Below are 21,350 nucleotides of genomic sequence, written 5' to 3' on the forward strand. Positions count from 1 at the left end.
GGCCCCCGCCTCGCCCCCCCCCCGCCCCCCCCCCCCCGCCGCCCCCCCCCCCCCCCCCCCCCCCCCCCCCCCCCCCCCGCCGGTGTGGCGCAGGACGAGGTGGCGTTCGAGCACGTCCGTACCGGCGCGCAGCCGGTAGTGCGTCTCGACGGCGAGCGGGTAGTGCCGGTCGGCGAACCGCAGGACCAGTTCGCCGTCTCCACGCGCGTGGTCGATGAGCCGGGGTTCGAGGTCGCGTACGCCGTCCGGGAAGCGGACCTGGACGCCGGCGTGGGCGTAGCGCATGGCGCCGGCGGTGTCGAGGTCGAGGGTGCCGTCCGCGGGGTCCTCGAAGGAACGGCGGCCGGGGGCCGGGTAGTTCAGGAGCGAGAGGGCTTGGTCGAGGGTGAGGCGGGGGCCCCAGTGCAGGCCGCGCAGTCGGTGGGCGTCGTCGAGGTGGAGGACGTAGCTGGAGCCGGGTCCGGACAGGACCCAGAGGCGGTGCTCCGGGTCGTGGGCGATGCTCGGCATGGCGGCCTTTCGGGCTGATGGGGTGAGGCGGCGGGGACAGGGGGAGCTGTCCCCGCCGCGGCGGCTGTGTCAGCCGTTGACCGGGGCCACTTCGACGTAGTCGATGTCGGGCGCCCAGGAGGAGGAGTTGGAGAACTTCAGGGAGTTGGTGCCGGCGGCGAGGGTGACGGTCGTCGGCAGGGTCCAGTAGTCGTTCCAGCTGTAGGTGTTGCGGAAGGTCAGCGTGGTGGCCGTACCTCCGTTGACCGACAGCTGGGCGGTGCGGGACTCGACGTTGGTGTTGTAACTGCTGGAGCCCGCCCGGTCGTTCTGCGCGTAGTGGATGACGACGGTGTAGCGGCCGGCCGCGGACGCGCTCACGTTGGCGAAGGTGAGCGTGTTGCTGCTGCTGTTGCCGACGTAGCCGACGTTCTTGCCGCCGGAGGCCCAGGTGTCGGACTGGGCCTTGGCCGCGCCGGCCAGGGTCGCGCTCTCGGCCTCGTACTTGGTGACGCCGGTGGTGTCACCGGAGCCGTCGGCCTTCAGGTTCCGCAGGGTGAGGGTGGTCCCGCTGTTGGGGCTGACCGCGATCCGGTTGATGCCGGCGGTGAGGTACAGCTTGGTACTGGAGGTGGTGGCCGAGCCGCCTGAGGAGGCGTAGGTGGCGACCGTGGTGCCGTTCAGGGCGAGCGCGGTGCTGCCGCCCGAGGAGGTGTAGTCGGTCTTGACGGTGTAGTAGCCGTCGGTCGGGGCGTAGGCGTCGAAGGTCGCCTTGTCACCACTGGTCATGACCAGGGCGCCGGTGCCGGTCTCGCCGACGTCGCCGTACGAGTAGGACGGGCTGCCGCTGGTGTCCGCGAGGGTCGCCTCGTACACCGTCTCGGGGGTGCTCGCCACGGAGGTCAGGTCGATTTTGTCGAGGGTGACCTGCCCGGCGGAGGTGCCCAGGTCGGAGTCGGCGACGGCGAGCGAGACGGTGTGGCTGCCGGCGCTGAGGGTGACCGGGACGGTGACGTTGGAGCGGTACTGCCAGTTGAGCGTCGACGGGTAGGTCACGAACTGAGGATTGGCGCCGTCGATGCGCAGCACCTGCTGGGAGGGCGAGCCGTTCTGGTTGCCGTAGAAGATGCGCAGGTTGTAGGTGCCGGCGGACGGGACGCTGGTGGTGAAGACGACCTTGCTGTCGCTCGCGGTGAGGTAGCCGACGTCCTTCGTGCCGGAGGTGGCGTACAGCTGGGCGGTGGAGTAGCTGGCGCCGGTGGCCTGCTGGACGACGGTGCCGTCGGTGATGGCCGCGTTCTCCGCCTCGTAGGAGGAGTACGACGGGACGCTGGGCGTGGTGGCCGTGCCGCCGCCGTTCGGGGTGACCGTGATGCGGTACGCCGACATGGAGTTGAGGCCGGTCAGCGGCACGGTGATGGATCCGCCCGACGGGGTGTAGGCGGTCCTGGAGATGGTCTTCGGCGGGGCGGAGGCGCCCTCGTAGCCGCTCCAGTCCAGGGACTGGACCGTGACCTCGACCTTGCTGCCGAACGTGGCGCTCGGAATGTTGTTGATGACCACGTTGGTGTCGGTCGAGGAGCCGCCGACGATCACCTGGGCCTGCTTGCGGCCGGTGTCGAGGGAGCCGATGCCCTGGAGCGTGTCCTGGACGTCGGCCTGTGGCGGGGTCGTCCTGACGGTCTGCCCGGTCATCCCGGCGTACCAGTGCCAGAACCACCACGACCCGTTGGGGACGTCGGTGTGCACGGTGTTGCCGGACATGTTGCCGGCGATGTCCCAGTACGGCTGCTGGGCGTAGACCTTGGTGTCCTCGAACATCGCGGCCCACTGGATCATCTGGCCGGGCACCGACAGGTCGCGCCGGTTGGCGTACTCGTCGATGTTGACGGTGATCGGGCTGATGGACCGGGCGGTCTCCAGGGCTCGGTAGGCGGTGTAGCGGCCGCGGTAGCCGGAGAGCGAGGACGGGCCCAGCTCGTGCCAGGTGAAGACGTCCGGGAGCTGGTTGTTCGCCTTGGCGTAGGTGAGGAAGTCGCCGAAGAACTTGCTGAGGTAGTTGGCGGTGTTGGGCCCGGCGATCTTGGCGCCCGGGTAGTCGCTCCTGATCCGGGCGTAGACGGTGCTCCAGTCGGACTCGAAGGAGCTGAGCGCCGCGGCGTAGGTGGTGGAGTTCGAACTGCCGAGGCCGGTGTACCAGTTGCCGTCCGGCTCGTTGAACGGGACGAACACCACCTTGCTCGCGTACGAGGTCGCCTTGACCGCGTTGACGGCGGTGTCGACCTTGGTGAGGTAGTCGCTGATGCCGTTGTTCTGGTAGGGCCAGTCCGAATACTCGTCCTGGATGTTGGTGTACATCGTGCCGCCGCCGTTGCGGAAGAACGACGGGGCGACGTCGAGGATGTCGGCGCCCGGGTGCTGGGCGCCGCCCGGCGGCTTCTGGGAGCCGGTGGTCAGCTTCAGCGGGGCGAGGAGGTTGTCACCGGGGACACCGTCGTCGCTCTGCCCGTAGAGCGCGCCGTTCGAGCCGTGCAGGACGGCTCCGGTGGTCGTGCCGAGATCGACGGTGTAGGTCTGGGAGGCCGCGGCGGCGGTCCCCGGTACGGCGAGCAGCGCGCCGATGGCCGCGACGGCCACCATTGCTCCGGTCAACGGTCTTCTTCTCATGGAGACCTGGCTTTCCCCTCCCGCGACGCTGCGGGAGGACGGAGGGGTTGGTTCCGGGACGCTCAGCGCATTGTTATCGCTCACATCCCCCGCGAGGGAGCGATACGGCGCACTTTTTCGAGCGCGGAGGTACTCGGCTTGCCGAGCGGGGAAACGGTCAGCGGGAACGGCCGGGGGCCGGTCCGGTGCTCTCACGGACGATCAGCTCGGGCTCTGCCCACAACGGCGGCAGCGGTGCGTTCCCGGGGTCGAGCAGCCGGTGCAGCATGCCGAACGCGCCCCGCCCGAGGCCTTCGAAGTCCAGTCGTACGGTGGTCAGCGCGGGGTGGGTGTATCCCGCGTACGGAGCGTCGTCGAAGCCCACGACACTCAGGTCGCCCGGCACGTCCCGGCCCGCCTCGCGCGCCGCGCGCAGCACGCCGAGGGCCAGTTCGTCGTTGCCGCACAGCACCGCGGTGACCTCCGGGTCGGCGACCACGCCACGGGCGGTCAGATACCCGGATCGCGGGCTCCAGCCGCCTTCGAGCGGTTCGGGGACCGGCCGCCCGGCGTCGGAGAGGGCGTCCCGCCAGCCCTCGGCACGCTGGCCGACCCGGGTGGTGGACGACGGGATCGCCATGTAGTGCACGGTGTGATGGCCGAGGCTCAGCAGGTAGCGCGTGGCCTGCGCCGCCGCCGCACGGTCGTCCAGCCATGCCTCGGGCCTGTCCCCGGCTCCCCCGACGTCCCGCGGCCGCTCCACCACCGCGACCGCCGGGAACTCCGCGGGCAGGGCGTGCCAGGCGCGTTCGCCGGGCGCGTTGAAGGCGATGACCAGCACCGGCTCACCCGGCCGGGCGAGCCGGCTCGCCACGTCGTCCGCCGTCATCGGCGCCTGCTCGTCCAGGACGCTGATCGCCACCGAGAACTCCGCCGCCCGCGCCGCCTCCTCGATACCGCGCAGCGCCAGGGACGCCCCGTAGAGGGTGGTGTCCGAGGTGAGCACGGTCACCGAGCGCACGACTCCCCCGGCCAGGGCCCGGGCGAGCCGGTTGGGCTTGTAGCCCAGCTCGTCGATGACCTCCAACACCCGGTCCCGGGTGGCCTTGCGCACCTTCGGGCTCCCGTTGACCACGCGGGAGACCGTCTGGTGGGAGACCCCCGCCGCCTTGGCGACGTCGAAGATGCTGACCGAGCGCGTCCGGTCGGCGCCCTGGGCGGAGGGTTCCTCGTCGTGAGGGACCGGGGCGGGCTGCTGCATGGTCGTGGACTCCTGGCGGCGGTGGGGGCGGGGCGGGCGGCGGTCGGGGGCTGGGGCCGTCTTACTTGACCGCCGCGTTGGACTCCTCGTTGACGGAGTCGGCCGCCTTCTGCGGCGTCTGCTGGCCGAGCCAGACCTGGTTGAAGGCGTCCAGCACCTTCACGTTGTACGTCGCCGAGGACGTGGTCAGCGGGTAACCGATGGTCGTGCCCGCGGCCTCCTTCGCGAACGCGCTGACGTCCACGCCCTGCTTCTGCCACGCGGCGACGAAGTCCTGGTTGAGCGTGGGGATGCCGGGCCACACCGAGCCCGTGGCCACAATGATCTTCTGCGACTCCTCGGATCCCAGCCACTTCACCAGTTCCCATGCCTCCTTGGGGTGCGCGCTGCCGGCGTACAGGGCGTTGCTGAGCCCGTTGTACACCGTCCCCTTGCCCACCGGGCCACCGGGCAGCTCGGCGACCCCGAAGTTGCCCTTCAGGGAGCTCTGGTAGGCGTTGAGGTCCCAGCTGCCGTCCCAGACGACGGCGGCCTGCTTACGGGCCATGACCTGCGGCAGCGAGGCGCCGTTGGGGGTGTTGGTGACGGAGGCGGGCACCGCCACGTGGTACTTCAGCCGCAGGTCCTGGACGAACTGGATCGCCTGGACGCAGGACGCCTGGTTGATCGTCCACTTGCCCCAGGCCTTGTCCTGGAGCTTGCAGCCGTTCTGGGTCGCCGCGTCCCACCAGTCGGTCTGGCCGTTGGGCGAGGACAGCGCCAGTCCGTACTGCTTGACGTGCTTGGCGTCGAAGCCGGTCTCGTTCGGGTGCTTGCCGTTCTCGTCGATCGTCAGCTTCTGGAGCGCCTTGACGAAGGTGCCGCCGTCGGTGGTGTTCCAGGACAGCGAGCCGAGCTGGTCCTGGGTGAGGCCGGCCGCCTTCAGCATCGTCTTGTCGTAGACCTGCGCGATGGTGTCCCAGTCCTTGGGCAGGCCGTACTGCTTGCCGTTCTGTTCCCAGCCCGCGAGGAGCTTGGAGTCGTAGACGGAGGTGTCCAGCTTGTCGGCCTTGATGTACGGGGTGAGGTCGGTGAGCACACCCTGCTGGGCGAACTGCGGGAAGTAGGCCACGTGGTCCCAGAAGACGTCCGGCGCGGTACGGCCCGCCAGCTGGGTCTGCAACTTGCTCCAGTACTGGGCCCAGGCGTTGAGCTCGATCTTGACCTTGATCTTCGGGTGCTGCTTCTCGAAGGCGTCGATCGACTTCTGCAGCGCGGGCTTCTGCACGGCGTCCCAGATGGCGTACCGCAGGGTGACGGTGCCGTCGGAGGAGGCGCCGGAGCCGGAGGAGCCGCACGCGGTGGTGAGACCGAGGAGGAGGGCGGTGGCGGCGGCCGCGCCCAGGGCTCTCGTGGCGGCGGACGTGGTCACGGCTCTTCTGGTGGCGCTGGACATGGGTGGGACTTCCTTTCGGTGCGGGTGGGAAAAGAGGGGCGGCTCGCAAGGTGAAGTGTTAGCGCTAACAATTCACGCATCACGCAGGGAGGTCACTTGAGGCCCGTGAGGGCGATGGACCGCACGATGTGCCGCTGGAACAGCAGGAAGACGGCGATCAGCGGCAGCAGCGCGAGCGCGGCGCCGGCCAGCACGATGTGCGGCAGGTCGGAGACGTGTTCGCCCTGGAGGGCGGCGATGCCGACGGTGACCACCCTGGTCCGGTCGCTGTTGGTGATGATCAGCGGCCAGATCAGGTTGTTCCAGGTGTTGATGAAGGTGATGGTGGCGAGCGTGGCCAGGATCGGGCGGCTCAGCGGGAGCATGATCCGCACGAGGATGCCGAAGGTGCCCGCGCCGTCGATGCGGGCGGCGGACTCCAGGTCCTTGGGGATGGTGCGGAAGTGCTGGCGCACCAGGAACACACCGTACGGGGTGCCGAAGACCGTCGGCAGGATCAGCCCGGCGAACGTGTCGACCATCCCCAGGTCGCGCATCATCAGGAACAGCGGCACCAGGGTGATCATCTGAGGCACCATCATCGTGGCGATGTAGCCCCAGAACAGCCAGTCCCGTCCCGGGAACTCCAGCCGGGCCAGCGCGTACGCGGCCGTCGCGCTGAACACGACCTGCCCGGCGGTGACGACCACCGCCACGAACAGGGTGTGCAGGAGGAACGAGGACATCCCGTAGTCGTTCCACACGGCGGCGAAGTTGGCGAAGGTCGCGGGGTGGGCGGGCGCCCAGGCGTCGGTGGACAGCAGGTCGGAGGAGCGCTTGAAGGCGGCGTTCAGCGTGAGCAGGTAGGGCCCGACCGACAGCAGCGCTCCCGCGGCGAGGATGCCGTACAGACCGGTACGGCGAACGGCGTTCGAAATCGCAGACATGGAGATGGCCGCCCTCAGCTGAAGTCGTAGACGGTGCGCTTGCGGAAGTACAGGAACTGAACCGCCGTCACCAGCAGGATCATGGCGAACAGGAGCATCGCCAGCGCGGAGGCGTAGCCGCTGCGGAAGAGCTGGAACGCCTGTTGGTAGATGTGGTAGTTCATCGTGTCCGTCGAACCGCCGGGCCCGCCCTGGGTCATCACGTACACGGTGTCGAACATCTGGAACGACCCGATGGTGTTGGTGACCAGCACGAAGAACATCGACGGCCGCAGCAGCGGAAGGGTGATCCGGAAGAACCGCTGGACCGGGCCCGCGCCGTCCAGGTCGGCGGCCTCGTAGAGCGACTCGGGGATCGCCTGCAGCCCGGCCAGCAGGAACAGCATGGTGTAGCCGGTGTACTGCCAGATGTTGACCGATGCCATCACCGGCATCGCCCAGGTCGTGGACGACAGCCAGGCCGGGCCGTCGACGCCGAACAGCGACAGGAACTGGTTGATCACACCGTGCTGCGGGTCGAAGGCCCAGCTCCACACGATGCCCAAGGCCACCGGCATGGCCATCCACGGCAGCACGAACAGCACCCGGAAGACCTTGCCGCCCTTGAGCCGGCGGTTCATCGCGAGGGCGAGCAGCAGGGCCAGCACGGTCTGGGCCGGGATGTTCAGGACGACGTAGTAGACGGTGTTGCGCACCGCCCGCCAGACCTCGCTGTCGCCCATCATCTCGCGGTAGTTGGCCAGCCCCACGAAGTGCGGTGACCCCATCAGGTTCCAGTCGAAGAAGCTGATCACGACGACGCCGACGATCGGGGCGAGCAGGAAGAGCAGGAACCCGGCGAGGCTCGGCGCGAGCAGGACGTACGCCTCGGCGGTGGTACGCAGCCGGCTCCGTCTGCGGTACCGCGTGCCGTCGGCGGCCGAGAAGGGCGCGCCCCCGGAGGAACGGCGGTCGGCCGCCGGTCTCGGTGTGGCAACTGGGCTGTTATCGATCACGTTTACGCTCCGAAGGGCGGCTCGATCACATGCGCTAGAGCGAGGGAAAAGGGACGCTGCGAGCCGACGCCCGATAGGGGACTCGTGTGCATCCGCACGGTGTGGTGCATCAGCACGTGCAGTGAGTGTGAGCGCTAACATTCTGCGGGGTCAAGAGATCGGGCCTATATCGATCGACGAGATCCGGCCGGTGCCGGCTGTGTCGCACAGGACCTGCGCGGCGGCAGGCCCTGACCGGGCGAGCCGTGGAGCGTCCAACCCACGGGACTGACCAAGCCTGTGCCCATGTGTGCCTCCGTCTCGGGTAGTTCGCACCCCGGTGCACTGCTCGCGCCTGGTGTGACGAGTGCGTCGCAGCCGTCCTGGGCAGGCCCGTTCACCGGACTCAGAACTTCTGACGAAGAGCCGCCTGGGGCTCGATGCGGGGTGGAACTTCGTCGCCCGCACCCAGGACGAGATCGTCCAGGCCCGCGAAGACTGGGCCAAGGGCACCCGCTTCGGCGAAGCAAGGGGCTACGACGGCGCTCCGCGCACCGGCACTGCCCAAGCCCCCCCCTCAAACCACGAGGCCGAACCCGCTGACCAGCCATGACGTCCACTGACGCGAAGGGGGCTGCCCAGGTCGGCCAACCGGTCCTGCCCCTCGGCCGATCGTCTGCGGAGGCTCGGCGCCGATCGCCACTGTTCGCGCCACCGATCCGGGCCGCCCGCAGCGGTCGACTCTGTCCGTGTGGGACCGTCTCGAACAGTCCATCCCTGCGCGGTCAGGTAATCGCATGAGGTCTGCGCTTGCTGGAACGACCACCGGGTGCTGAGCCGCGGGAACCACGCGCGGAGCGGTCACCGAGGACTGCGCGGCCGCGTCCGCCATACGGTGGGGATGGCTGGGTGGCGGCACCCGTATGTGGGCGTGTTTCAGAAGTGGATCAAGCGTCGTGGTGGGCTGGGCCGGGTGTCTCGTCCGTCCAGCCTCGGGGCAGAGCCAGCCGGCCCGACCGGTGTGCGTTGCGCTGTTCGGTGACCCATCGCTCGACCTGGTCCACGGATGTCGCGAGCGACTGGCCGGTGGTGTCGATCAGGTGGGTGCGCCATCGCGGGTCTTCGGCGGTCCAGGTGGTCCACCGGTGCCAGGCCATCTCCGGCCAGCTCCCGTCGGTGATGATGTCGGGCCGGAATCGCGGGTCGCGGGCGTGCCCGCGGTGCCAGGCGGCCCAGCCGCAGAAGGCGTCGGTGGCGGCCTGGTCCCATCGGCCGCCGTCGCGTGCGGCGAGTCGCTCGCGCCGGTCCTGGTCGGCGACGTCGATCAGGCAGACGGCGATCCCGTTCAGCGACGGGGCCGAGGGGGCGGCCAGGACCTCACCCAGCGGTGAGTTCCCGGACAGCAGCAGGTCCATTCCACGGTCCTCGTACTCCAGCGCGCGGCGCACCCACACCTCGGTCATGCGGTTGCGCCAGTGGGGAGGGATCGGCGGGTCCGGGACACCGACTTCGTCGAAGTCGTGCACCACGACCCCGTCCAGTCGGTCGATGACGGTGAAGGCGAGCGTGGTCTTGCCCGCGCCGCTGGAACCGGTCAGCTTGAGCAACATCTGGCCAGGGTGACAGCCCGAAAAGGCTTTCTCGACTGGTTTGTCGGGCCCCCATCGGCCCTCACGAGAGGTCCCGGAACGGGCGACGGGGCCCTCCTCGACGGCCAGGTCGCGGGTACGGACACCAGCGTTGTGTCCCGCGTAATGGACCGTTGCACCCGGGCAGGTGGGCCAGGTGTCCCGGCCCGCGCGCGATGGCAGCCTGGACCGCTGCTGCGGCGGCGGGCAACGAGCCCCGGTGGAGCCGGGGGACGACGGCCTCGGTTCCTGCGGTCCGTAGGTGCCGGGCCACCAGGGCGACGGTTCGGGACGGTGATACAGGGCCGGTCAGCCGTATCGTCGCAGCAGTCCGTCCACGTACGCCTCCAGCCGTTCTCCCAGTACCTCGGACGTCAGATCGTCCCGTCCCAGATCACGCCACGGTCCGGCCAGCTTCGCCGCGTCGGGGCAGTAGTGCAGGGCGTCGAGCAGCCGCCAGTACAGGTGGTCGGGATCGTCGGCGAGGTCCCGGCCGCCGTGTGCCTCGTACCGCTCGCGGAAGTCCAGCCCGTACGCCGGCCCGTGCAGCAGCGCGAGCGCGGTCGAGCAGTGCGCGACGTCCAGGTCGGCAGGTCCCCACGAGGTCTCGACCCAGTCCACGACACCGGTGATCCGCAGCTCCGACCCGGTTCCCGTGAAGAGCACGTTCCCGGGGTGGAAGTCGCGGTGCAGAAAGCAGCCGTCGTACGGCGGCGGGTCGCGACGGATCACGTCCACGGCCCGCTCCCACAGGGGGCCGTCGGGGGTACGGACGCGCTCCGGGGACGTCCACGCCTGGTAGGTGCGCGGTCTTCCGGCCGGTACGACGCCGTGGATGCGGACGAGTTGGGAAGCGAGCAGGTCAAGGCGCCGGTCGAGGTCGTCCTCGTCCAACCGGACGCGGCCCGGCAGCGCGGACATCAACAGGGTGGGGTGGTCGCAGTGTTCGGCGTCGGCGTCCACGGCGACGAGACCCGGCGCGGGGATGCCTTCCTGGCCTGCGAGCAGGGTCAGGACGGATGCCTCGCGGGTCAGCAGCCCGGGTCCGTGGTGGCGGAAGAACGGCTTCACGAAGGTGCGTTGCACCAGATCCGTGCCGTCGTCGAGCGTGAGTCGGCGCATCTGGGAGCTCCAGCCGCCGGACAGGAGGCGGGAGTCGGTGACCGAGCGGCCGTGGCCGAGCTGTTCGGCCGCCCACGCACGCGTCGCCGTCCAGCCGTGCGCGTCCAGGCCGGTGAGCACCGCCGCCACGAAGCTCCGCCGGTCCTCGCCGTGATCGCGGAACCACATTCCCAGCCGGTGCCGCGCGTCCGGCAGGTCGAACCGCGTGTACTGGGCGCGCGTGGCCAGCGCGTCCTGTACGGCCTCGGTCACGGCGGGCGGGATCACCGTGTCCGTGCCCGGCACGGCGAGCACCGCGCGGCTCTCGTACGCCCGCAGCACGTCTAGCGCGGGTGCCTCACGCCAACTGTCCGGCTGCCGGATGATCCCGCTGAACCGGCCGTTCCCGTCCTCGAAGGGCACGTCCCACGCTTCGGCGGTGTACACGGCGGGTGCGCACAGCCCCAGGGCAGCCACCCGGTCCCCGTAGTGCCGGGCGAGATCGGCCACCGTCTGCCCGCTCATGCTGAATCCCACCAGGACCAGCGGACCGTCCGCGCCCGCGTACGCATCGATCACCGCCACGGCCTGCTCGAACCGTCGCCGCAGGCTCGACTCGCCCAGTTTGCCGGTGCTTTCGCCGTGCCCGGAGAAGTCGAAGGCGATCCCTCGACAGCCGTGGGCCACGAACTCCCGCACCAGCGGCAGCAGTCGCTCCGTGCTGCTGGTGCCTGCGCCATGCAGCACTACGGCGGTGATCCCGCCGGGATCACCGCCGTACACACCGCTGAGCCGTTCGCCGTCGTGGTCGTGCGCTAAGTCGAGGAGCATGCGCCCCATTCACTCACGCCGTGGCGGCCGGCCGGCCCACGCGCATCGCGGAATCACAGCGATGGGTGGGGACTCATGAAGCTGAAGTACACCGCTGCGTGGGTGGGGTTCACGGCGGCGGCGATGGTCGTGGTGTCCGCGTGCGGCTCCGGTGGGGTGAAGACGGCCACCTCGGCCGTGGACAACGCGGACAAGATCATGGCGGTGCTCTCGCACGCGACCGACCGGACCGATGAACTCGGCTCGGCCGAGGTCAGGATGAGCACCGACGTGGGCACGGGCACCCCGGTCACCCTGGACGGCACCTACTCCTGGGGAGACGGCCCGGCGATGGATGTCCTGAAGGACGACTTCGGCAAGGCGACCGTGACCATGGACTTCGAGCAGTTCGGTGCCACCGCGCCGGTGAAGGCGCCGCCGGCAGGGCTGACCGCAGGCACACCGGTGCCCCGCCGCTCCGTGGGGGGCGGGGCATCGGACGTCCGCACCGGTCCCCGCGGTCGGCGCGGTCGAAAGGCTTGCCCGAGGCGTCCCGCCGACCCGGGCGTAAGCTACGGTGAACGGGGATCGTGGATCGTTCCACCGAGGCTGACGCAGGAGCAGAGGGAGGCCGCACGTGAGTACCGCCGACGCGGCTTCGCCGGGCAGCCTCGCGGACAAGATCGACGCGCTGTTCCGCATCGTACGGCGGCCCAACCGTGAGCAGTTCAGCCACGAGGAGGTGGCGCGGGCGTGCCGGGAGGCCACGGGGGAGAGCTTCTCCGCCACCTACCTGTGGCAGTTGCGAACCGGTAGGCGGGACAACCCGACGAAGCGGCACCTCGAAGCGCTCGCCCAGTTCTTCGACGTCCCCGTCGCCTACTTCTTCGACGACGACCAGGGTGCCGCCATCGCCAGGGAGCTGGAGCTGCTGGGGGCCCTGCGGGACGCCGGAGTGCGGAGTGTGGCGCTGCGGGCGGTGAACCTCTCGCCCGAGGGCGTGAACACGATCAGCGACATGATCGACGTCCTGGCCCGGCGGGAGGGCGCGGGCGGCGCCCGCAGCGACGGCTGACCGCCCGGTGAGACGGTGGCGGCGCGGCGGTCACGGGGAAGAGGGGCTGGGCGTGCGGGGCGGTCGGGGCGACAAGCGCTTGTGGCAACGGTGCCGGGTCCTGGTGGACGGCCTCGATCTGCCGGCCCCCTTCGACATGGCCCGGTTCATCGACATGGTGGCGCGGACCCGGGGCCGGCCGATCGAGCTGGTGCCGGTCGCCGCCCGGCCGCACCTCCCGTGCGGACTGCTCGTCACCACGGACCACGCGGACCGCATCCTCTACCCCGCGGACACCACGCCCCTGCACCAGCGGCACATCCAGCTGCACGAGGTCGCGCACCTGTTGTGCGGTCACCACGAGACCTCGCCCGCCGCGTCCTCGGCCGCGCGGGTCCTGCTGCCGCATCTCCCGGCGTCGCTGGTCCAGCGGGTCCTGGGCCGTACCGTCTACACCGAGCCGCAGGAGGAGGAGGCGGAGCTCGTGGCCTCACTCATCCTGAACCGTGCCGCGGAGCAGGACCGTGCGGCGGCCGCCGTGACCACGCCGGCCGGATCGGCGCAGGCCCGGATGCGTTCCCTGTTCGCCCCGCCCGAGCGGCGGACCGCCGACCGGCCGGTCGCTCGGCGGGGCTCGTGGAGAACCTGACCGCGTGTCTCGCCGCGCTGGTCTTCCTGGCGTTCGCCGGGCACCGGCTGACGCTCGCCCGGGGCGGCGGAGCGGATCCGGCGCACCGGGACGTGGCCGGGTTCGCGCTGTGCGCCGGAATGGCGATGCTGCTCAACGCCCCCGCGGTGCTGGGCGTGCTGGAACGGTCCGTCTCCGCGCCCTGTGCCGAACTGCTGCTCCCCTGGGAGCTGAAGGCGGCCGCGGGTACCTTCCTCGCCCTGGTCGCGCTGGCCCTCGATCCGCGCGTGGGCGAGCCGGTACCGACGAGGCGCCGTCGCCGGATCGGCGGCACGGCCGTCGTCGTCCAAGTGGCCGCGCTGGGGCTGTTCCTCGGCTCCGGCGTCACCGGCGACGGCGCGTATTTCGTGGCCGCGCCCGGCCGGGGCCGGGTTCTCGCCACCTACAACGTGCTCTTCGTCGCCTATCTCTGCTGGAGTCTGTGCGTGCTCGCCCGTGCCCTGGTCCGGCATGCGCGTGAGACCCTCCCGGGCCCGCTGCGCACGGGGCTGCGGCTGGCCGCGCTGGCCACGGCCACCGCGGTGGTGTGGACCCTGTGGACTCTCGACGATGCCGCGGCCAACATCACCACGGGACGTCAGGGGCTGAGTGAGGACCTCCTCTCCACGACCCTCGGGATGCTCACCGCCGTCCTGGTCACCGCCGGCGCCACCGCCACCCTCTGGGGCGAGCGGATCACCGCCCCGCTGCGCCGGCTGCGCGCCCGCCGTACCCACCGGGCCCTCGAACCCCTGTGGGCGGCGCTCCATGCCGAGCTGCCCGAGATCGCGCTGGATCCGGATGCCGCCCGCCGCCCGGCCCTGCGTCAGGCGGAGTTCGCCCGGTACCGCCGGGTCATCGAGATCCGGGACGGCATCCTGGCGCTACGGCCCTACCAGCGGGCGGAAGCCCTCGACCGGACGGTGCGGGCACTGGACGGCACCGGCCTCGCGGCCGTCGACCGCGAGGCGGTCCTCGAAGCCGCCGTCATCGCCGCGGCGCTGGCGGACAGACGGGCCGGACGGCTGTACGACGGCGCCCCCGGCCGGGCGGGACCGACGCCTTCGGCACGACTGGAGACCGTCGAGGACGAGGCGGCCTGGCTGGTGCGTGTCGCCCGGGCGTTCACCCGCTCCCCCGTGGTGCGCGACATCCGCGACCGGGCGCACGCCCAGGTCACGGCGGAGTGAGGCATGGAGGTCACATGCCGGCGAGACGCTGGACCTTGCCGAGCTTGCAGGTGATGTCCGAGGTGACCTGGGCCGTCCCGTCGGCCGTCTCCTTCGCCTGCTCGTTCGCGGCAAGACTGTTCGCGATCGCGGCGCCCTCCGCCACCCTCGTCCCGCCGCCGTCGACGAACTCGATCTGGACGGTGTAGGTCGCGGTGTCACCGCCATGGTTGGTCACCGTGAGTTCGGCCTTGGGGATCTTCGTGACGGCGTCGACCGCACAGGAGTCGATCGTGACGTCGGCCGAGGTGGCCGCGCCCTTGCCAACTGCGGCCGACGGAGAGACGGCGGTCGGGGTGCTCTTGTCGCCGCCGGTGACAGCGGGACCGTCGCCGGACGAACACGCGGTGACAGCGGCCAGGGCGGCCACGGCCAGCAGCGCCGCCGTGGACAGGGTCCTCGTTCGGATGTGCAACGGAGCTTCTCTTCCTCTGAAGGGGCGACGAGCACGGAACATCAGCTCATATGAATGATAGTAGAGCATCATTCATATGAGCTGATGTCCTCAAGTCCGGCACTCGCGACCGGATACAGTGCGCGAGACGGCAGCCCGGTCAGGGAGGGACAGCGTGACGGACACCAGCAGCACCCGGCCCGCCGAGGGCGAGGCGCAGGCGCCGCGGCGGAGCCGACTGGCCCGCCTGATGCGCTACATCCCCTTGATCGCCCCCGTCCTGCTGTGGGCCGTGCCCTGCGGGGTGCTCCTGTACACCGGCCAGCACTGGCCGCTGCCCGTCACGGCGGCCGGCACCGCCCTGTTCGTTATCGGTCTCGTCGGTATGCCGCTCGCGATGGTGCGCGGTCACGGCCGGCGTCAGCAGGACCGGGCGGCGATCGTCGGTGACACCCTGCTGGGCGCGAGCTGGGTGCTGTTCACCTGGTCCGTACTGCTCGGCGTCCTCCTGCGGCTCGCCCTGACCGTGGCCGGCGTCGGCGGGAGCCAGGACCGCGCCCGCATCGTCACCTGGGCCGTCCTCGGCACCGCCGCCCTCCTGCTCGCCTGGGGATACGCCGAGGCCCGCCGGGTGCCGCGCGTGCGCCGGCTCGACGTGGAACTCCCGCGTCTGGGTGCCGGGTTGGACGGCCTTCGGGTCGCCCTGATCACCGACACCCACTACGGCCCGCTCGATCGCGCCCGCTGGTCGGCACGGGTGTGCGAGACGGTGAACACCCTGGAAGCGGACCTGGTCTGCCACACCGGCGACATCGCGGACGGCACGGCCGAACGCCGCCGCGCCCAGGCCGCCCCGCTCGGTACCGTGCGGGCCACCCGGGCCCGGGTCTACGTCACCGGCAACCACGAGTACTACAGCGAGGCCCAGGGCTGGGTCGACCTGATGGACGAACTGGGCTGGGAGCCGCTGCGCAACCGCCATCTGCTGCTGGAACGCGGCGGCGACACCCTCGTGGTCGCCGGCGTGGACGACGTCACCGCCGAATCCTCCGGCCTGGCCGGGCACCGCGCCCACCTCACCGGAGCCCTGGACGGCACCGACCCCGACCTGCCCGTCCTGCTCCTGGCCCACCAGCCCAAGTTCGTCGACCGGGCGGCAGCCGCCGGCATCGACCTCCAGCTCTCCGGCCACACCCACGGCGGCCAGATCTGGCCCTTCCACCACCTGGTCCGCATCGACCAGCCCGTCGTGGCCGGCCTCAGCCGGCACGGCACCCGCACCCTCCTCTACACCAGCCGCGGCACCGGCTTCTGGGGCCCGCCGTTCCGCGTCTTCGCCCCCAGCGAGATCACCCTGCTCGTACTCCGCTCCCCGCACGCGCGGGGAGCGTGAACGGGCTGGAGCAGGGCTAGGAGCCCCCGCCCGCCGGGGAGACGAGGCCCGTCTCGTACGCGAGGACGACGGCCTGGACGCGGTCGCGCAGGTTCAGCTTGGACAGGATGCGGCCGATGTGGGTCTTGACCGTGGTCTGGCTGAGGAGCAGGCGGTCCGCGAGTTCGGCGTTGCTCAGTCCCGTCGCGAGCAGGCGGAGCACCTCCAGTTCGCGCGGGGTGAGGCTGGACAGGTCGCGGTGGAGGCCGGCCGGCCGGTCCGCCTCGCGCTGGGCGAAGCGTTCGATCAGCCGGCGGGTGATCACGGGCGCGAGCAGGGCGTCGCCGGACTGCACCAGGCGTACGGCGGCGACGAGATGCTCGGGGCTGACGTCCTTGAGCAGGAAGCCGCTGGCCCCGGCGGTGAGCGCGGCGTAGACGTAGTGGTCGAGGTCGTAGGTGGTCAGGATGATGACCCGGATGCCGTCCGGCCCGTCGTCGGCGAGGATCCGCCTGGTCGCCTCGATGCCGTCCATCCGTGGCATCCGGATGTCCATGAGCACGACGTCGGGCCGGGTGCGCCGGACCGCGGCGAGCGCCTCGGCCCCGTCGGCCGCCTCGGCCGTCACCTCGATGCCGTCCGCGGCCAGGATCATTCCGAAGCCGGTGCGGACGAGGGCCTGGTCGTCGGCGATGACGGCGCGCAGCGCCGGCCGGTTCACGCCGTCCGCCACGGGACTCGGGCCGTGATCCGGTAGCCGCCGGCGAGGGTCGGACCGGCCGTGAGGTCACCGCCATAGACCGCGAGCCGTTCGCGCAGCCCGATCAGCCCGCGCCCGTTGCCGTCCGCCCGGGGGGCGCCCCGGACGGCTCCGGTGTCGGTGACCTCGATCTCCAGCAGGTCTCCGGTGTGTCCGACGGTGACGGAGGCCTCGGCGCCGGGCGCGTGTTTGATGGTGTTGGTGAGTGCCTCCTGTACGACGCGGTAGGCCGCGAGGTCCACTCCGGGCGGCAGGGGGTCGGGCGGCAGTGACGTCGTGACGTCGACCGGTGTCCCGGCGGCCCGTACCCGCTCGATGAGGTCGTCGAGTTGGCCGAGGCCGGGCTGCGGTTCGAGGCCGTCGGCCGGGCCGTCGACGGGGCGGCCGGGGTGACGGCCGGTGTCCGGTGCCGCCAACAGGCCCATCACATGGCGTAGTTCGGCCATCGCGGCCCGCCCGCCTGCCTCGACCGCGAGCAGGGCCGTCTTCGACCGCTCCGGTGCCGCGTCCATCACCTTGCGTGCCGCGCCCGCCTGGATGACCATCACGCTCACATTGTGGGTCACGACGTCGTGCAGTTCGGCGGCGATCCGGGCCCGTTCCTCCTCGACGGCCCGGCGCATGCTCTCCTCCTGGGCCTGCTGCAGGCGCGTGTACCGGTCCCGGCTGGCCGCCAGCCGCCGCTGCCAGAAACGGACGGTGCTGGCCAGCACGCCGGCGACCAGCAGTACGACCGCCGGGCTCGACCAGCCGGGCAGCACCGGATCCGTGTCCCGGAACGCGAGGCCGGCCAGCACGGCGGCGACGACCAGCCCGGCCGTCGCCTGTGCTCGGTGACGGCTGTACATGACGGCGCTGTAGGCACCGATGACACAGGTCAGCACGTTGATCCAGGAGGCGCCGTCGACCATGGCCAGCGTCGCGCCCATCACCACCGCGAAGGTGGTCAGGGGATACCGGCGCCGGATCGCCAGCGGCAGCGCGGACAGCACGACGAGCGGCGCGGGCGGGGCGGCGGGCCTGTCCTCCGTGGCCCGCGGATCCGGTACCGGGACCTGGGGCGTTGTCGGACGCGGGACCGGCACCGTCCGCTCGACGTTCCGGGACACGACCTTCGAACTGAACCGGACCGGCCCGTCGCCGGGATAGCGGAACGCCACCACCAGCGCGACGGCGGTCAGCAGGACCGCCAGCACCACGTCGGCGCGAACCGCCCGCCGCGACCGCGGGGCGTCCCGCACCTCCGACCGCAGCGCGTCGCGCAGTCGCCGATGCCAGCCGTGCCGGTCCTCCGTCTCCACCGGCTCATTGTGCGGTGCCCGAACCGTCTTCGCGTCCCCCTGAGCGGTCAACGCACCGTCTCTCAGGAGTACTTCGCAGGGAGGAGGCCGCGGGCCGCTCCTTCGCGGGGAGGCCCGGATGTCGGTGCCGCGGCGGACGCGCCCCACCGGACCACGGCCCTACCGTCGCTGGGCCGGCGCAACCAGCTCGTACCGACCATCTCTCTCGACCGCAAGGGACGGACCACACCCATGACTCACGTGATCGAACTGGCGGGCGTGGCGAAGCGCTACGACAGCGCCGGCGCGCCCGCGCTCGGACCGCTGGACCTCGTCGTCGCCCAGGGCGAGGCGCTGGCCGTGACCGGCCCCTCCGGCAGCGGCAAGTCCACACTGCTGAACCTGGTGGCCGGACTCGACAAGCCGACCGAAGGCGCCGTCACCGTGGCCGGGCAGCGGATCGACGGGCTGAGCGAGCACGCGCTGGCCCGGTTCCGCCGCGAACACATCGGCATGGTCTTCCAGTTCTTCAACCTGCTCGACGACCTCACCGTCGCCGACAACATCCAGCTGCCCGCCCAGCTGACCGGGACCGCGCGGCGCCAGGCGGCGGCCCGCGCCGGCGAGCTCATGGAACTGCTGGGCATCGCCAGGCACGCCCGCGCCTACCCGGGCCGGCTGTCCGGCGGCGAGCGCCAACGGGTCGCGGTCGCACGGGCGTTGGTCAACCGGCCGGCGCTGCTGCTCGCCGACGAACCGACCGGCGCGCTCGACACCGCCTCGGGCCACGACGTACGGGAGCTGCTGGTGGAGCTGCACCGCGGCGGGCAGACCGTCGTGCTGGTCACGCACGACATGGCGCTGGCGGCGGCGTGCGCGAGCCGTACCATCCGGCTGGTCGACGGCCGTCTTTCCCTCGACTCCCGCGCGGAGGCGGTCCGATGAGACTCCTCGGCACCGGCGCGCTCGGCCGGGTCGTACGCTCCGGGGTGGGCCGGCGCCGGGTGCAGACGGTGGTGATCGCCGTGGCCACCATGATGGCCGTCGCCGCGGCCGTGATCGCCGGATCGCTCGTCGTCGCCTCCAACGCCCCCTTCGACCACGCCTTCGCCAAGCAGCACGGCGCGCATGTCACCGCGCAGTTCGATCCGGGCAAGGTGAGTGCGGCGCGATTGAGGGCGACACGGCGGCTGGACGGCGTCACCGCGAGCGCGGGGCCGTTTCCGTCGACGACCCTCAGCCCGGTGGATCCGGGCGGCGGGCATCTGCCGAATCTCGGTCTGGTCGGACGGTCCGATCCGCACGGCGACGTCGACGACCTGGACCTGCGGTCCGGCCGGTGGGCCGCGAAGGAGGGCGAGGTCGTGCTCTCCGGGCCGCTCGAAGGCCCCTCGCTCAAGATCGGTGACACGCTGAGGGTTTCGGATGCCGCCGGCAGCCCGACGCTGAAGGTCGTCGGCTTCGCGGTGTCGGTCAGCGAGACCGCCGACGCCTGGGCCACCCCGGGGCAGGTCGAGGCGCTGGCCTCGGAGGAGACTCCGGTCACGAGCCAGATGCTCTACCGCTTCGACTCCGCGGGGACCAGGGCGCAGATCGCCGCCGACCGTGCGAAGCTCACCGCCGCCGTTCCGTCCGGGGCCCTGTCGGGCACCCGGTCCTACCTGGACACCAAGCGTGCCGCCGACGCGGGCGCGGCGGCGACCATCCCGTTCATGGTGGCCTTCGGCGTGCTGGGCATCGTGATGTCCGTGATCATCATCAGCAGTGTGGTCAGCGGCGCGGTCGGCACCGGCCTGCGCAGGATCGGCATCCTCAAGGCCGTCGGCTTCACCCCGCGAGAGGTCGTACGGGCCTATGTGGCCCAGGCGTTGATCCCGGCCGGCACCGGTATCGCGCTCGGGGTCGTGCTCGGCAACGTGCTGGCCGCGCCCCTGTTGGCGGACACCGGGCGGGCCTACGGCACCGCCTCGCTGACGGTGGCCTGGTGGGTGGACGTCGTGGTGCCGGCCGGCGCGCTGCTGGTCGTCGGGGTCGCGGCGCTGGTGCCCGCGCTGCGGGCCGGACGGCTGCGCACGGCCGAGGCCATCGCGGTCGGCCGGGCACCGCGCACCGGGCGGGGTCAGTGGGCGCACCGGACGGCCGGGCGGCTGCCGTTGCCGCGGGCGGTGACCTACGGCCTGGCCGGCCCCTTCACACATCCGGTCCGTGCGGCCGCGATGCTGCTCGCGGTGGCCTTCGGGACGGTCGCGGCGACCTTCGCGGTGGGACTGACCTCGTCCCTGAACGCGGTCGGCAGCGCGTCGGATCCCGAGGACCGCGCCGAGGTCACCGCCGTCGCCGGCGGACCGACCGTCGCGGGCGGCGCCCCGGGCGCGGTGCGCACCGAGGGCGGGAGCGACACTCCTCCGTCCGCCGACCCGGCGAAGATCCGCGCCGCCGTCGCGGCGCAGGCCGGCACCGCTTCGTACTACGGCATGTCCAAGAACTACGTCACCGTGGCGGGGATCTCCGGCTCGGTCCGGGCCACCCTCTACCAGGGCGACTCACGCCCCGGCAGCTACGAGATGATCTCCGGGCACTGGCTCACCGGCGCGGGGCAGGCCGTCGTACCCACGGGTTTCCTGGAACGGACCGGCACCAGGGTCGGCGACCCGGTCCGGGTGACCCTCGGCAAGGACACGGAGACCCTGAAGATCGTCGGCGAGGCCTTCGACACCTCCGACGACGGCCTGTCGGTCCACGCGGACCTCGCCAGCTTCCCGGGGGCCGAGCCCCAGGTCTTCCAGATCGAGGTGAAGCCGGGTGTCTCCCCCGCCGCCTACGCCGAGAAGCTCCAGGCGGTCGTCGAGCCGCTGGGCGGCGCTGTCATGGCCAACTCCTCCTCGCGGCAGGAGAACATGATCCTGCTCCTGGACGCGATCGCGGCGCTGCTCACCCTCATGCTGGTTTCCGTGGCCGGCCTCGGCGTGCTCAACTCCGTCGTCCTCGACACCCGCGAACGCGTCCACGACCTGGGCGTCTGCAAGGCGCTCGGCATGTCGCCGCGGCAGACCGTGAGCCTGGTGCTCGCCTCCGTCGCCGGGATCGGCGTGCTCGGCGGACTGGTCGGGGTGCCGCTCGGGTTCGCGCTGCACGGCTTCGTGCTGCCGGTGATGGGGCACGCGGCGGGCACGAACCTGCCGCCGTCGGTCCTCGATGTGTACGACGCTCCCCGGCTGGTGCTGCTCGGGCTGGCCGGCGTCGCGATCGCCGTGCTGGGCGCCCTGCTCCCGGCCGGCTGGGCGGCCAGGGCCCGTACGGCGACGGCGTTGCGCACGGAGTAGG

18 protein-coding genes and 1 pseudogene are annotated in these 21,350 nt (G+C 71.4%); 7 read left to right on the forward strand and 12 right to left on the reverse strand.

The window, feature by feature from the left end; all coding sequences use genetic code 11:
• From ACIPSJ_RS22720 to ACIPSJ_RS22745, 6 genes are all read right to left on the reverse strand, one after another.
• The coding region (locus ACIPSJ_RS22720) for a glycoside hydrolase family 36 N-terminal domain-containing protein (protein ID WP_401348190.1) at positions 1-510 on the reverse strand (510 nt) is incomplete at its 3' end.
• Positions 511-579: 69 nt separating this feature from the next.
• Positions 580-3,141 (reverse strand): carbohydrate-binding protein, encoded by a 2,562-nt coding sequence (locus ACIPSJ_RS22725; RefSeq protein WP_401348192.1) that lies wholly within the window; start codon positions 3,139-3,141, stop codon positions 580-582.
• Between the two features lie 172 nt (positions 3,142-3,313).
• Positions 3,314-4,396: a LacI family DNA-binding transcriptional regulator gene (locus tag ACIPSJ_RS22730; RefSeq protein ID WP_359212527.1), complete on the reverse strand. Its 1,083-nt coding sequence runs from the start codon at positions 4,394-4,396 to the stop codon at positions 3,314-3,316.
• 61 nt (positions 4,397-4,457) lie between these two features.
• Positions 4,458-5,831 (reverse strand): ABC transporter substrate-binding protein, encoded by a 1,374-nt coding sequence (locus tag ACIPSJ_RS22735; RefSeq protein WP_401348195.1) that lies wholly within the window; start codon positions 5,829-5,831, stop codon positions 4,458-4,460.
• 92 nt (positions 5,832-5,923) lie between these two features.
• Complete coding sequence (locus ACIPSJ_RS22740; RefSeq protein ID WP_401348197.1) at positions 5,924-6,757, reverse strand: carbohydrate ABC transporter permease; 834 nt, start codon at positions 6,755-6,757, stop codon at positions 5,924-5,926.
• A 14-nt stretch (positions 6,758-6,771) separates the two neighbouring features.
• Positions 6,772-7,752: a carbohydrate ABC transporter permease gene (locus ACIPSJ_RS22745; RefSeq protein ID WP_401348200.1), complete on the reverse strand. Its 981-nt coding sequence runs from the start codon at positions 7,750-7,752 to the stop codon at positions 6,772-6,774.
• A gap of 427 nt (positions 7,753-8,179) precedes the next feature.
• Here ACIPSJ_RS22745 and ACIPSJ_RS22750 point away from each other — a divergent pair.
• Positions 8,180-8,334, forward strand: a pseudogene (locus tag ACIPSJ_RS22750) (pirin family protein); the annotation flags it as partial.
• Positions 8,335-8,678: 344 nt separating this feature from the next.
• Here ACIPSJ_RS22750 and ACIPSJ_RS22755 read toward each other — a convergent pair.
• The 3 genes from ACIPSJ_RS22755 to ACIPSJ_RS22765 form a co-directional block, all read right to left on the reverse strand.
• On the reverse strand, positions 8,679-9,341 hold the full coding sequence (locus ACIPSJ_RS22755; RefSeq protein WP_401348202.1) for a hypothetical protein: 663 nt from the start codon (positions 9,339-9,341) through the stop codon (positions 8,679-8,681).
• 327 nt (positions 9,342-9,668) lie between these two features.
• Positions 9,669-11,291 carry an alpha/beta fold hydrolase gene (locus tag ACIPSJ_RS22760; protein ID WP_401348204.1) on the reverse strand — a complete coding sequence of 541 codons (1,623 nt, stop codon included), beginning with the start codon at positions 11,289-11,291 and terminating at the stop codon, positions 9,669-9,671.
• A gap of 53 nt (positions 11,292-11,344) precedes the next feature.
• Positions 11,345-11,575 (reverse strand): hypothetical protein, encoded by a 231-nt coding sequence (locus ACIPSJ_RS22765; RefSeq protein WP_401348206.1) that lies wholly within the window; start codon positions 11,573-11,575, stop codon positions 11,345-11,347.
• A gap of 332 nt (positions 11,576-11,907) precedes the next feature.
• Here ACIPSJ_RS22765 and ACIPSJ_RS22770 point away from each other — a divergent pair, with 332 nt between their 5' ends.
• The 3 genes from ACIPSJ_RS22770 to ACIPSJ_RS22780 all read left to right on the forward strand — a co-directional run bounded on the left by ACIPSJ_RS22770 (position 11,908) and on the right by ACIPSJ_RS22780 (position 14,181).
• The gene (locus ACIPSJ_RS22770) at positions 11,908-12,345 is read left to right on the forward strand and encodes a helix-turn-helix domain-containing protein (protein WP_359212507.1); all 438 of its coding nucleotides are present in this window, start codon (positions 11,908-11,910) and stop codon (positions 12,343-12,345) included.
• A 103-nt stretch (positions 12,346-12,448) separates the two neighbouring features.
• Entirely contained in the window at positions 12,449-12,973 is a 525-nt protein-coding gene (locus tag ACIPSJ_RS22775) for a ParH-like protein (RefSeq protein WP_359212504.1), read from the forward strand.
• Positions 12,961-14,181, forward strand: a complete 1,221-nt coding sequence (locus tag ACIPSJ_RS22780) for an MAB_1171c family putative transporter (RefSeq protein ID WP_401348210.1) — start codon at positions 12,961-12,963, stop codon at positions 14,179-14,181. Before ACIPSJ_RS22775 ends, ACIPSJ_RS22780 begins: the two co-directional genes overlap by 13 nt.
• 10 nt (positions 14,182-14,191) lie before the next feature.
• Here ACIPSJ_RS22780 and ACIPSJ_RS22785 read toward each other — a convergent pair whose 3' ends face one another.
• Entirely contained in the window at positions 14,192-14,635 is a 444-nt protein-coding gene (locus tag ACIPSJ_RS22785) for a hypothetical protein (protein WP_359212498.1), read from the reverse strand.
• Positions 14,636-14,789: 154 nt separating this feature from the next.
• Here ACIPSJ_RS22785 and ACIPSJ_RS22790 point away from each other — a divergent pair, with 154 nt between their 5' ends.
• On the forward strand, positions 14,790-16,007 hold the full coding sequence (locus ACIPSJ_RS22790; RefSeq protein WP_401348213.1) for a metallophosphoesterase: 1,218 nt from the start codon (positions 14,790-14,792) through the stop codon (positions 16,005-16,007).
• A gap of 16 nt (positions 16,008-16,023) precedes the next feature.
• Here the strand turns inward: ACIPSJ_RS22790 and ACIPSJ_RS22795 are convergent, their stop codons facing one another.
• Entirely contained in the window at positions 16,024-16,719 is a 696-nt protein-coding gene (locus tag ACIPSJ_RS22795) for a response regulator transcription factor (protein ID WP_359212493.1), read from the reverse strand.
• On the reverse strand, positions 16,704-18,047 hold the full coding sequence (locus ACIPSJ_RS22800; protein ID WP_401348215.1) for a sensor histidine kinase: 1,344 nt from the start codon (positions 18,045-18,047) through the stop codon (positions 16,704-16,706). Before ACIPSJ_RS22800 ends, ACIPSJ_RS22795 begins: the two co-directional genes overlap by 16 nt.
• A 231-nt stretch (positions 18,048-18,278) precedes the next feature.
• Between ACIPSJ_RS22800 and ACIPSJ_RS22805 the strand changes: the two genes are divergently transcribed.
• A complete protein-coding gene (locus ACIPSJ_RS22805) occupies positions 18,279-18,971 on the forward strand; it encodes an ABC transporter ATP-binding protein (protein WP_359212487.1) in 693 nt (230 codons plus the stop codon).
• Positions 18,968-21,349 (forward strand): ABC transporter permease, encoded by a 2,382-nt coding sequence (locus ACIPSJ_RS22810; RefSeq protein ID WP_401348218.1) that lies wholly within the window; start codon positions 18,968-18,970, stop codon positions 21,347-21,349. Before ACIPSJ_RS22805 ends, ACIPSJ_RS22810 begins: the two co-directional genes overlap by 4 nt.
• The last annotated feature ends 1 nt before the right edge of the window (position 21,350 follow it).

This window comes from Streptomyces sp. NPDC090088 (assembly GCF_044747345.1).
Lineage (GTDB): Bacteria > Actinomycetota > Actinomycetes > Streptomycetales > Streptomycetaceae > Streptomyces.